Origin of the sequence: Kitasatospora sp. NPDC059462 (genome assembly GCF_042749955.1) — a bacterium.
Taxonomy (GTDB): Bacteria; Actinomycetota; Actinomycetes; order Streptomycetales; family Streptomycetaceae; genus Kitasatospora.
This window is the reverse complement of the sequence record NZ_JBHYUU010000116.1, coordinates 16,000-27,758: the sequence shown is the minus strand read 5'-3', so window position 1 is coordinate 27,758 and position 11,759 is coordinate 16,000. Positions and strand designations below refer to the sequence as shown.

Below are 11,759 nucleotides of genomic sequence, written 5' to 3'. Positions count from 1 at the left end.
CTGTGTCCACCGCCGCGCCGCCGTGTAGTGTCCCGCTGAAGGAAGTCGGGAGGTGACCGTGACGCAGTACCCCGGGGGCGGGCCGGTTCCCCCGCGTCCCGTCGCTCCGCCGGTGCCCGGGTACCCGGCCGCGGCGTCCGCCGGGCTTCCGGGCGGGCCGCCGGGCGGCCCGCCGACGGTGCCGGTGCCGGTCGTCCCGCCGGGCCCGCCCGCGCCTGCGCCCGCGCCCGCCCCGGCCACCGTTCCGGCGCCCGTTCCGGCGCCCGTTCCGGCGCCTGCTCCCGCGCCCGTTCCGGTGGCGCCGGTGCCCGCCGGATCCACCGGCCACTTCGTGCTGCCGTCCGGCGCGCCCGTCCAGCTGCCCGCCCGCCCGCCGCAGCGGCAGCACGCGGCCACCGGCCCGATCGCGGTGCTGCTGATCGGCCCGGCCGGCGCCGGCAAGACCACCGTCGCCCGCCACTGGGCCGAGCGGCGCCCCACCCCGACCGCGCACATCAGCCTCGACGACGTCCGCGAGTGGGTGCAGTCCGGCTTCGCCAACCCGCAGTCCGGCTGGAACAACGCCTCCGAGGCACAGTACCGGCTGGCCCGCCGGACCTGCGGCTTCGCCTGCCGCAACTACCTCGCCAACGGCATCTCCTGCATCATCGACGACGCCGTCTTCCCCGACCGCCCCGCCATCGGCCTCGGCGGCTGGAAGCGGCACATCGGCCCCGGCATGATCCCGGTGGTGCTGCTGCCCAGCCTGGACTCGGTGCTCAGCCGCAACGCCAGGCGCGGCGGCAACCGCCGGCTGGACGACGAGGAGGTGGCCCGGATCCACGGCCGGATGGCCGGCTGGTACAACTCCGGGCTGCCGATCATCGACAACTCCCACCTCGACGTGGCCGCCACGGCCGCCGAACTCGACCGGGTGATCCTGGCCCGGCTGATGGGCATGCCGGTGCGCTGAGCGCCGCCGCCGGCCCGGCCGCGCTGTCGGTGCCGGCTGCGATGATGGACGGGTCCTGAACGAACCACCGGGGGGAGCCGCGCCCGTGCCGGAAGGCCACATCATCCACCGCCTCGCCGCCGAGAACCACCGCGCCTTCGGCGGCCGGCCGGTCCGCGCCAGCAGCCCGCAGGGCCGCTTCGCGGACGGCGCCGAGCTGATCGACGGACGGGAGCTGGTCGCGGCCGAGGCCACCGGCAAGCACCTCTTCCTCGGCTTCGGCGAGGACGCCTGGGTGCACGTCCACCTCGGCCTGTACGGCGGCTTCACCTTCGGCGACACCGCCGACGGCCAGGTGCCGGAGCCGGTCGGCCTGGTCCGGCTGCGCCTGGAGAACGACGAGCACTACGCCGACCTGCGCGGCCCCAACACCTGCGCCCTGATCACCGACGCCGAGAAGGCCGCCGTCGCCGCCCGCCTCGGCCCGGACCCGCTGCGCGCCGACGCCGACCCGGACGCCGCCTGGCGGCGGATGACCGGCAGCCGCACGACCGTCGCCGCCCTGCTGATGGACCAGAAGGTGCTGGCCGGCGTCGGCAACGTCTACCGCGCCGAGGTGCTGTTCCGGCACGGCATCGACCCCCAGCTGCCCGGCCGCTCCCTGCGCCGCACCGAGTGGGACGCCATCTGGGCCGACCTGGTCGCCCTGATGCGCGAGGGCACCGCCGCCGGCCGCATCGACACCGTCCGCCCCGAGCACACCCCCGAGGCGATGAACCGCCCCCCGCGCGTCGACGACCACGGCGGCGAGGTCTACGTCTACCGCCGCGCCGGCCAACCCTGCCTGATCTGCGCCACCGACATCCGCACCGAGGAACACGCCTCCCGCAACCTCTTCTGGTGCCCCACCTGCCAACCACCCCGCCCGACCACCTGACCCACCATCAACTCCGCCCGTAGGCTTGGCCCGGGGCAGCCGGGCCGGTCGGAGGGAGCGCGCGGATGACGGAGGTCCACCGGACGGTCAACACCGTGTCGGGCACGGTCCACGGCACGGTGGTCCAGGCCGGCACGGTCGTCATGGCGGCGGCGCCCGGAATCGTGGTCCCGCGCCAGATCCGCGGCCCGCGCCGGGCGTTCGTCAACCGCGACGGCGAGTTCGCCCGGCTGGAGGCGGTGCTGGGCCGGCTGGACGACGTCCGCCCGGCCGTCGTGGCGCTCAGCGGCCTCGGCGGTGTCGGCAAGACCGAGCTCGTGGCCCAGTTCGCGGCCCGGTCCGCGGTGCATTTCGCGGGTGGCCAGCTCTATGCGGACCTCGCCGTCCACCGGCATCCCGGCGGGGTGGACCTCGGCGAGGTGCTCGGCGGCTTCCTGCGCGGTTTCGGGCTCCCGTCCGTGCCGGACGCACCGGCAGAACGGGCGGCGGCCTTCCGCACCACGACGGCCGCGGGGCGCCGTGTGCTGGTCTTCCTGGACAACGTCGAGCACGCCGCCGAGGTCCGGGCGCTGCTGCCCGCCACCGGGCTCGTGGTGGCCGCCGGGAGGCGGCGGCTGCCCGGCCTCGCCCTGGACGGCGCCGAGGTGGTGCGCCTCGACCCGCTCCCGACCGCGGCCGGGAGCACGCTGGTCCGCGGCTGGCTGGGCCCGGGCCGCGGGACGGACGCGGAGCTGGCACGGCTGGTCGAGCTCTGCGGCGGCCTTCCGTTGGCGCTGAACGCCGTGGGGTACCGGCTGCTGGACCGCGAGGAACTGCGGGTGGACCGGGTGCTGGACGAACTGACGGACAAGGAGCGCAGGTTGTCGTCACTGAGCAATGAGGAGGGCGCCGTGGGGGACGTTCTGGACACCGTTCACCGGCGGTTGCCCGAGCACACCCGTCGGCTCTACTGCCTCCTGGGCGTCAATCCCGGCCCGCTGGTCTCGGCCGAACTGGCGGAGGCCGTGGGGGTGCCGCGGGTCGCGGACGGTCTGGCGGACCTGCGCTCGGCGCACCTGCTGGACGACGTCGCGGACGAGGGGCCGGAGCGCCGCTACCGCGCCCACGACCTGGTCCGGCTGCACGCGGCCGGGGTGGTCCGCGAACTGCCCGGCCGGCTGGACCTGCTGGCCCGGATCGTCGCCTACTACCGCGGCCGTGCGGCGCTCGCCGACCGGGCGATCGGGGACCGTTTGCGGCTCCAGGGCGATGAGGGCGCGGCGGTCGGAGGGGACGGCGCGGTGCTGCCCGGCTTCGGGTCGGCACCGGACGCGCTGGAGTGGCTGCAGAGCGAGCGGGCCAATCTGCTGGGCGCCGTCCGTTCCGCCGCAGAGCAGCGGTGGCACGGCGAGGTGTGGCGGCTCTGCGAGTCGCTCTGGCCGCTCTACCACGGGCGCAAGCACTACGGGGACTGGGTGGAGAGCCACCTGCTCGGCGTCGAGGCGGCCCGGCGGGACGGCCGGCCGGACGCCGAGATCCGGATGCGCAACCAGCTCGGGCGTGCCTACTGCGAGCGCGCCGAGTACCCGCTCGCCGCGGAGCAGTTGGCGGCCGCCGCGGCCCTGTTGCCGGAGGTGGACGAGCCGCGGCTGGCCGGTGTGCTGTGGGAGACGGACGGCCTGCTCTGCCTGGCCGACGGGCGGCCGGAGCGGGCCGTCGAGCTGTTCACCCTGGCCCGGGAGGCCAACGCTGGCGACCCGCACGGGGTGGTGGTGCAGAGCTACAACCTCGCCCAGGCCCTGGTGGCCGCCGGGCGGCCGGAGGAGGCGCTGACCGTGCTGCGGGACGCGACCGAGCTGGCCGAGCAGGAGGGCGACGCCCCGATGCTGATGCGGCTTCCGCTGGTCGAGGCCCGGGCCGAGCGAGCGCTGCACCGGCCCGCGGCGGCGGCCGCCGCGGCGGAGCGGAGCGCCGGGCGGGCCCGCGAGCTGGGCCAGCCGGCGAAGGAGGGGACGGCGCGGGCGCTGCTCGTCGAACTGGCGGAGGAGCTGGGCGACGAGGCCCTGGCCGACCGCAACCGTGCCCGGCTGGGGGAGCTGCGGGGGCGCTGAGCGAGCCGCCCGGCGGTCAGCCGGCTGCTATGGCGGGGGTGTCGCCGGCGCATTGGTCGAGGAGGGGGCGCAGGGTGGCGTCCACGAGCCGGTAGCGCACGACGCGGCCCTCCTTCTCGCCGGCCACCACGCCGGCGGTGCGCAGGAGGCGCAGGGCCTGGGAGACGGCGGGGTCGCGCATGCCGGTGGCGACGGCGAGGTCGGTGACGGCGAGGGGGCCGGTGCGGTGCAGGGCGAGCAGGAGGGCGAGCCTGCCGGGGTCGGCGAGCAGGGCGAAGCGGTCGGCCCAGGAGCGGACGTGGGCGGTGTCGCCGATCGCGGCGATGGCCTCGCAGACCCGGTGGCCGTCGATGGTGCGGTGGCCCGCGCGGTCGGCCGGTACGAGATGCATACGGCCCATTCTGGCAGGCGGGAGGTTGTGATCCTGAACACCTGCGTAGGTGCGCAGCCTTGCATGGGTCGCCCCGGGCCCCTACGGTGTTCCCCGCCGTGGTGCTCGGGAAGACCGGTGACGGACCCTCAGGGGTCCCAGTCCGGAGCGGCCCTCGCCACTGTGATCGGGGGAGAGTGTCCGTACCCACGACGCCACTGGGCGCCTCGCGCGCTTGGGAAGGCGGGTACGGGAGCCCCGTAAGCCAGGAGACCGGCCGCGGCATCTCACGAAGTCATTCCACGAGGTGCTGGAGCGTGATCCGCAGATGACCCTGCCCGAAACCGCCGCCGCCGCGGCGTCGCCCGCCGCCCTGCCCGCCTTCCGCTGGCGCCGGGAGGACACCCTGCGCACCGCCGGGCTGCTGGGCGTGATCCTCGCCATGCACGTGGTGGCGTTCGGCACGTTGATCTTCCTGGTGGCGCCGGAGAAGTACGAGGTGGGCACCCAGGTCTTCGGGGTGGGCCTGGGCATCACCGCCTACACCCTCGGCATGCGCCACGCCTTCGACGCCGACCACATCGCGGTGATCGACAACACCACCCGCAAGCTGATGGCGGACGGCAAGCGCCCGGTCTCGGTGGGCTTCTGGTTCGCGCTCGGGCACTCCTCGATGGTGGTGCTGATGGCCGCCCTGGTGGCGGGCGGCGCGCAGCTGGCCAACACGCTGATGGACGACGAGTCGTCCACCCACCAGTGGCTGGGCATGGTCGGCACCTCGGCCTCCGGCGTCTTCCTGTACCTGATCGGCGCGCTGAACCTGGCGGCGCTGTTCGGCATCCTCAGGGTGTTCCGCTCGATGCGCGCCGGCCGGTTCGACGAGGCCGAGCTGGAGGCGCACCTGAACGCGCGCGGCCTGATGGCCCGGGTGCTGAACCGGGCGACCCGCTCGATCACCCGGCCCGGGCAGATGTTCCCGGTCGGCATGGTGCTGGGCCTGGGCTTCGACACCGCGACCGAGGTCACCCTGATGGTGATGGCCGGCTCGGGCGCGGCCTCCGGCCTGCCGTGGTACGCGATCGTCTGCCTGCCGCTGCTGTTCGCGGCCGGGATGAGCCTGTTCGACACGCTGGACGGCACTTTCATGAACTTCGCCTACCAGTGGGCGTTCTCCAACCCGGTGCGGAAGGTGTACTACAACCTGACGATCACCGGGCTGTCCATCGCGGTGGCCTTCGTCATCGGCACCATCGAGCTGGTCGGCGTGCTGCACGAGAAGCTGGACCTCACCGACCCGGTGAGCGGCTGGATCGCGGACATCTCGCTGGACAACGTCGGCTACGCGATCGTCGCCCTGTTCGTGGTGGTCTGGGCCGCCGCCATCGCCTACTGGCGGCTGGCCGGGGTGGAGCGGAAGTGGAGCCCGAAGGCCGCGGAGTAGCGGCCCGGGCGGGCGGCCGGGGCTGCCCGGGTGGGGGCGTTCGGCGGGCGGATCGGGGGCCGGGTTCGTAGGCTCGACGCATGGCTGATGCGTACGCGGGCCGCCGGGAGCGGTTGCGGGAGCACTGCGGTGCCTCCGGGGCCGACGCGGCGCTGATCACCCGGGCGGCGAACGTGCGGTACCTGACCGGCTGCCCGCCGTGCGGGGCGAGCCTGCTGCTGACCCGGGACCGGGTGCTGCTCGCGCTGCCGGACGACCTGCCGCCGGACGACACCGGCGAGCACCTGATCGCCCCCGACGTCACCCGGCTGCCGGTGGCCGCCGGTTCCGACACCGCGCTGGCCGCGGCGGCCGCCGCGGCGCGGCTGGGGGCGGCCGGGCTGGCGGTGGAGGAGCACGACCTGACGGTCGCCCGGCACCGGGCGGTGGCCGGGCTGGCCGAGGGGGTGCGGCTGGCGGACGTCGGCCAGGCGGTCGAGCGGCTGCGGGTGGTCAAGGACGAGCACGAGATCGCCGACCTGCGGATCGCCGCCGAGATCGCCGACCAGGCGCTCGGCGAGCTGCTGGAGTCGATCCTGGTCGGGCGCACCGAACGGCACCTGGCGATGGAGCTGGAGCGCCGGATGATCGACCACGGCGCCGACCGGGCGGCCTTCCCGGTCTCGGTCGGCACCGGCAGCCACTCCGGCCAGCCGGCGCACCAGCCCACCGACCGGCGGGTGGAGGAGGGCGACTTCCTGACCGTGGTGCTCGGCGCGCAGTACCGCGGCTACGGGGTGTCCACCGCCCGCACCTTCGTGATCGGAGCGGCCCCCGCGCCCTGGCAGGTCGAGCTGCACCGGCTGGTGTTCCGCGCCCAGCGGGCCGGGCGGGAGGCGCTCGGGCCGGGGGTCGAGCTGTGCGTACCCGACCGGGCTGCGCGGGAGATCCTGGGGGCGGCCGGGCACACCGAGGGCTCCGTGCACCCGATCGGCCACGGCATCGGCCTGGAGATCCGGGAGGCCCCGCGCCTCGGCCCCACGGACATGGGTAAACTGGACAGCCGCGTACCGGTCACCGTCGGCCCGGGGGTCCACCTCCCGGGGCGGGGCGGGGTCCGGATCGAGGACACGCTCGTGGTGCGCCCCCTGGACGAGGGCGGGCCCGAGCTGCTCACCATCACCACCAAGGAGCTCCTCGCCCTGTGACGCAGGTGTGCCACAGGACGCGTCCCTTGGTTCCTTGACAGCTATATCCAGGAGTAAGTGCGCCCGTGGCTTCCACGAACGATCTCAAGAACGGCATGGTCCTCAAGCTGGAGGGCGGCAAGCTCTGGTCCGTCGTCGAGTTCCAGCACGTCAAGCCCGGCAAGGGCCCGGCCTTCGTGCGTACCAAGCTCAAGGAGGTCCTGACGGGCAAGGTCGTCGACAAGACCTTCAACGCGGGCACCAAGGTCGAGACCGCCAACGTCGACAAGCGCACCATGCAGTTCTCGTACAAGGACGGCGAGAACTTCGTGTTCATGGACATGGACACCTACGACCAGCTGGCCATCGAGCCGGTCGTCGTCGGCGACGCCGCCAAGTACCTGCTGGAGGGCTTCGACGCGCTCGTCGCCGTCAACGAGGGTTCGGTGCTCTACATCGAGCTCCCGGCCGCCGTCGAGCTGGTCATCGCCGAGACCGAGCCGGGCGTCCAGGGCGACCGCTCCACCGGTGGCACCAAGCCGGCGACGCTGGAGACCGGCGCCGAGATCCAGGTGCCGCTGTTCATCACCACCGGCGAGAAGGTCAAGGTCGACACCCGCGACGGCAGCTACCTCGGCCGGGTGAAGTAAGTCCGTGTCGTCCGCACGCACCAAGGCCCGCACGCGAGCCTTCCAGATCCTGTTCGAGGCCGACCACCGCGGGGTCGACCCGCTGACGGTCCTCGCCGACTGGGTGGCCCGGGCCCGGGAGCCCAAGCCTGACGAGGGCACCCCGCAGGTCGGCGAGTACACCATGGAGCTGGTCGAGGGTTACGTCCAGCACGCCCGCCGGATCGACGAGCTGATCTCGCAGTACGCGGTCGGCTGGACGCTCGACCGGATGCCGATCGCGGACCGCAACGTCCTGCGGCTCGGCGCGTACGAGCTGATCTGGGAGGACCGCGTCCCCGACGCGGTCGTCCTGGACGAGGCCGTGGAGATCGCCAAGGAGTACTCCACCGACGACTCCCCGGCGTTCGTCAACGGCCTGCTGGCCCGCTTCCTGGAGCTGAAGCCCGGCATCCGCCGCTGACCCCTGCGCACGGCGTGCACCACGGCCGCCGGACCGGAAACGGTCCGGCGGCCGTCGTGCGTGTTCACCCGGTCGGCGTATGGTGGCCTCTACTCGCCAGTAACCCGGCGCGCCGGCGGCCCCGTGCCCGCCGGCGACCCCGCAGCGAAGGGCAGGCCACCTCCATGACCACGGCGATCCGCAGCGAGTTCGACCAGGGCATCGCGCTCTCCCCGCACCCGGACGAGCCCGGCCGCTACGACGGTGAACTCGGCGCCGGCTGGCAGATCGGCGGCGGCGTCAACGGCGGACTGCTGCTGGCCGTGGCCGGCCATGCGCTCACGCTCGCGCACACCGCCCGCCCGGAGAGCGCCGGCCACGCCGACCCGGTCTCGATCAGCGGCTACTACCTCTCCGCCGCCACCCCCGGCCCGGCCACCGTGCGCACGGAGGTGATCCGCACCGGCCGCTCGCTGTCCACCGGCACCGCCGCGCTCAGCCAGGACGGCGTGGAGCGGCTGCGGGTGGTCGCCACCCACGGCGACCTCGCCGCCCAGGACGGCGAGGTGCGCACCACCGCCGTGCCGCCGCAGCTGCCGCCGCCGGACCGGTGCATCGGCGTCGAGCACGCGCCCAAGGAACTCCTCACCCAGGCCGCCCTGCTGGAGCGCTTCGACCTGCGGCTCGACCCGGCCACCGTCGGCTGGGCGCTCGGGCAGCCCTCGGGTGCCGGACGGATCCAGGGCTGGTTCCGGCTCGCCGACGGCCGCGCCCCCGACCCGCTGCTGCTCCTGCTGGCCGCCGACGCGCTGCCGCCGGTCACCTTCGACCTCGGGATGCCCGGCTGGGCGCCGACCGTCGAGCTGACCGTGCACCTGCGGGCCAGGCCCGCGGCCGGCTGGCTGCGCCTGGTCCACGCCACCCGGAACCTGGCCGGCGGGTACTTCGAGGAGGACGCCGAGGTGTGGGACGAGTCCGGCCGGCTGGTCGCCCAGTCCCGCCAGCTGGCGAAGGCCCCGCGTCCGGCGTGAGCGGGCGTGCACGGCGAGTGACGGGTGCGCCGCGCACGGGGCGGGCGCGCGGGGCGTGAGCGGCGGCCCGCACAACCGTGCGTGACTCCAAACATCCGATTCACCCTCGGTTACAGTCCTGTGACACGTCGTACGTGTGCGCCACGCGGGGCGGGGGAGGACAGGGGCGACGGCACCACCCACCGCCGCCCCGTCCGCCCCGTCCGAGGAGCCCCGATGAGCCGCAACGGCCGCGCCCGCCGCACCCCCGACTGCACCGCCGCGGGTTCCCGCCCCCGGGCCCGCTCGCGCGCGGCCGCCGACCGCGAGGCCGCCTGCGAGCGGCAGCGGGCCGAGGGCGCCGGCCAGGCCTTCGTGATCGGCGTGCTCACCAGCCCCGCGGACTTCGAACGGGCCCGCGCCTGGGGCCTGTCCGACGCTCCCGACCACGAGCAGTACCTGAGCGAGACCGCCGAGCTGCTCGCCGACGCCCGGCGCCGCTTCGACACCGTCCGGGCCCGGATGTTCCACCCGCAGGACTTCGCCGAGTTCTGTCTGCTGCACGGCCTCGACCCGGCCGAGCCGGCCGCCCGCGACCGCTACCTGGTCAACCCGCCGCTGCGCACCCAACTGCTCGCCTACCAGGGCGAGGAGCTCGCCGGAGACTTCGTCCCCCGCCTGGTCCGGGCCCGCGAGAACGGGCTGACCCTGCGCCACGCCGACCTGCTGCTCGACGGCCGGCTCCACGGGGAGCGCGACGACGCCGTGCGCGACGCCCACGAGCGCGGCGCCGAGGTGTTCCGCCGGATGCTGCTCGGCGCCGGCAGCGGGGTCTACGAGCTGCGCCTGTCGGTGGAGGCGCCCGGTGGGCGGCTGACCGCGGCCGCCCGGGTGCTCCAGTGGGAGGACGGCGTGGTGCGGATCAACGACGAGGACCTCGAACTGCTCTGCGCGGTGTTCTGCACCGGGCTGGCCCGCGAGCTGCCCGGCCTCGCGGTGCTGCACGGCGCCCAGGGCTCCGCCGCCGCCTGCGGGGAGTACCGGCCGACCGCCTGGGCCTGGGCCAGCGAGGGCCGGGTCTGGGCGCCCGCCGAGGGGTCGGTGCGGCTGGACGGGGTGGCCGCCGAGCCGGGCTACCGGCTGGAGACGGTCTGCTGACCGCCGGCGGACGCGCCGCGGCGCGGCACCCCTCGCGGGGGCCGCGCCGTGACGTTTCTGCTGTTGTCCGCCGTCCCCGCGGGCGGGAGGCCGGCGGGAGGACCGGCGGGAGCCGGTGCGGCGGGCCTCAGCTCGCCTCCTCCTCGCGCACCGCGCGGCGCGCGTCGGGGTTGAGCACGCCCCAGGAGATCAGCTGCTCGGTGAGGATCGACGGCGACTGGTCGTAGATCACGGCCAGGGTGCGCAGGTCGTCCTGGCGGATCGACAGCACCTTGCCGTTGTAGTCGCCGCGCTGGCTCTGGATGGTCGCCGCGTAGCGCTGCAGCGGGCCGGCCTTCTCGGACGGGACCTGAGTCAGTCTCTCCAGGTCGAGGACCAGGCGCGGCGGCGGCTCGGCCGCGCCGCCGGGCGTCCCGCCGGGCAGCAGCTCCTGGACCGGGACCCCGTAGAACTCCGCCAGTTCGGCCAGCCGCTGCACGGTGACCGCACGGTCGCCGCGCTCGTACGAGCCGACGACGACTGCCTTCCAGCGCCCCTGGGACTTCTCCTCGACACCGTGCAGGGAGAGCCCCTGCTGAGTGCGGATGGCTCGGAGCTTGCCTCCGAGCTGCTTCGCGTAGTCGCTGGACATTGATCTCCCCGGACGAGATTGCTTCGCGTTCAGTGGTGGGTCACGGGCGATTGCCGACGCCGTTACCGGTGGGTCCGACGTCCGTCTCGTAACTCACTGTGAGGTTACGTAGAGTGAGGTAGTTGCGTCAAGCCGAATGGGGCAGTCGTGCGAATGGCCCGCATCACCGGTGCGTCCGGTGCGTGAACCCGGGGGAGCGGAATGATGGCCGTCGGTTGGCCGAGAATGACGCTGTAGGATGACCGGAGCCCGCGCCGCAGTCCGGCGGGGCGTCCCAGACATCCTTTAAGGCCCGTCCCGTGAGGCGGGGAAGGAGGTCCGCTTCGGCATGACCGCACACCAGGAATCCGCTCCGAGGCCGCCGCACCAGGTGCTGGACGGCACGGACATCGCCCGGGTCATCACCCGGATAGCGCACGAGATCGTCGAGCGCGCCAAGGGCGCCGAGGACGTCGTGCTGCTCGGCATCCACACCAGGGGCGTCCACCTCGCCCGCCGGCTGCACGCCAGGCTCGCCCAGATCACCGGCCGCGACATCCCGCTCGGCACCCTGGACATCACCATGTACCGGGACGACCTGCGGCTGAAGCCCGCCCGCGCCCTGGAACACACCGAGATCCCGCCCGGCGGCATCGACGGCAGGCTCGTCGTCCTCGTCGACGACGTGCTCTTCTCCGGCCGCACCATCCGCGCCGCGCTCGACGCCCTGAACGACATCGGCCGCCCCCGCGCCGTCCAGCTCGCCGTCCTCGTCGACCGGGGCCACCGCGAGCTGCCCATCCGCGCCGACTACGTGGGCAAGAACCTCCCCACCTCGCTGCGCGAAGCCGTCCAGGTGCGCCTGGCCGACCGCGACGGCGTCGACGCCGTGCTCGTCGGCGACCGCGACTACGCCGCGCGCTCCTCCCAGGCCCTGGCCGCCCAGCCCACCGAACCGCACCTCCCGGAGTAACC

The 11,759-nt window shown here is 74.4% G+C and carries 12 protein-coding genes and 1 riboswitch; of the genes, 10 read left to right on the top strand and 2 right to left on the bottom strand.

Annotated elements, in window-relative coordinates; genetic code table 11:
- Positions 1–52: 52 nt before the first annotated feature.
- From ACFXAM_RS25760 to ACFXAM_RS25750, 3 genes are all read left to right on the top strand, one after another.
- Entirely contained in the window at positions 53–952 is a 900-nt protein-coding gene (locus ACFXAM_RS25760) for an AAA family ATPase (protein ID WP_380294605.1), read from the top strand.
- Between the two features lie 85 nt (positions 953–1,037).
- Positions 1,038–1,868: an Fpg/Nei family DNA glycosylase gene (locus ACFXAM_RS25755; protein ID WP_380294604.1), complete on the top strand. Its 831-nt coding sequence runs from the start codon at positions 1,038–1,040 to the stop codon at positions 1,866–1,868.
- A 65-nt stretch (positions 1,869–1,933) separates the two neighbouring features.
- Positions 1,934–3,958, top strand: a complete 2,025-nt coding sequence (locus ACFXAM_RS25750) for a hypothetical protein (RefSeq protein WP_380294603.1) — start codon at positions 1,934–1,936, stop codon at positions 3,956–3,958.
- Between the two features lie 16 nt (positions 3,959–3,974).
- On the opposite strand, the gene ACFXAM_RS25745 is transcribed toward ACFXAM_RS25750, so the two are convergent.
- Positions 3,975–4,349 (bottom strand): ArsR/SmtB family transcription factor, encoded by a 375-nt coding sequence (locus ACFXAM_RS25745; protein WP_380294602.1) that lies wholly within the window; start codon positions 4,347–4,349, stop codon positions 3,975–3,977.
- Between the two features lie 82 nt (positions 4,350–4,431).
- Positions 4,432–4,625, top strand: a riboswitch (cobalamin riboswitch).
- A gap of 31 nt (positions 4,626–4,656) precedes the next feature.
- Between ACFXAM_RS25745 and ACFXAM_RS25740 the strand changes: the two genes are divergently transcribed.
- From ACFXAM_RS25740 to ACFXAM_RS25715, 6 genes are all read left to right on the top strand, one after another.
- Entirely contained in the window at positions 4,657–5,769 is a 1,113-nt protein-coding gene (locus ACFXAM_RS25740; protein WP_380294601.1) for a HoxN/HupN/NixA family nickel/cobalt transporter, read from the top strand.
- An 80-nt stretch (positions 5,770–5,849) separates the two neighbouring features.
- A complete protein-coding gene (locus ACFXAM_RS25735) occupies positions 5,850–6,956 on the top strand; it encodes a M24 family metallopeptidase (RefSeq protein WP_380294600.1) in 1,107 nt (368 codons plus the stop codon).
- A gap of 65 nt (positions 6,957–7,021) precedes the next feature.
- Positions 7,022–7,585, top strand: a complete 564-nt coding sequence (efp, locus tag ACFXAM_RS25730) for an elongation factor P (protein WP_380294599.1) — start codon at positions 7,022–7,024, stop codon at positions 7,583–7,585.
- A 4-nt stretch (positions 7,586–7,589) separates the two neighbouring features.
- Positions 7,590–8,027 (top strand): transcription antitermination factor NusB, encoded by a 438-nt coding sequence (gene nusB, locus ACFXAM_RS25725; protein ID WP_380294598.1) that lies wholly within the window; start codon positions 7,590–7,592, stop codon positions 8,025–8,027.
- A 164-nt stretch (positions 8,028–8,191) separates the two neighbouring features.
- Positions 8,192–9,037, top strand: a complete 846-nt coding sequence (locus ACFXAM_RS25720; protein ID WP_380294597.1) for a thioesterase family protein — start codon at positions 8,192–8,194, stop codon at positions 9,035–9,037.
- 216 nt (positions 9,038–9,253) lie between these two features.
- Positions 9,254–10,174, top strand: a complete 921-nt coding sequence (locus ACFXAM_RS25715) for a hypothetical protein (protein ID WP_380294596.1) — start codon at positions 9,254–9,256, stop codon at positions 10,172–10,174.
- A 127-nt stretch (positions 10,175–10,301) separates the two neighbouring features.
- On the opposite strand, the gene ACFXAM_RS25710 is transcribed toward ACFXAM_RS25715, so the two are convergent.
- Complete coding sequence (locus ACFXAM_RS25710) at positions 10,302–10,805, bottom strand: transcriptional regulator (protein WP_031072501.1); 504 nt, start codon at positions 10,803–10,805, stop codon at positions 10,302–10,304.
- 328 nt (positions 10,806–11,133) lie between these two features.
- Between ACFXAM_RS25710 and pyrR the strand changes: the two genes are divergently transcribed.
- Positions 11,134–11,757 carry a bifunctional pyr operon transcriptional regulator/uracil phosphoribosyltransferase PyrR gene (gene pyrR / locus ACFXAM_RS25705; RefSeq protein ID WP_380294595.1) on the top strand — a complete coding sequence of 208 codons (624 nt, stop codon included), beginning with the start codon at positions 11,134–11,136 and terminating at the stop codon, positions 11,755–11,757.
- Positions 11,758–11,759 lie beyond the last annotated feature (2 nt).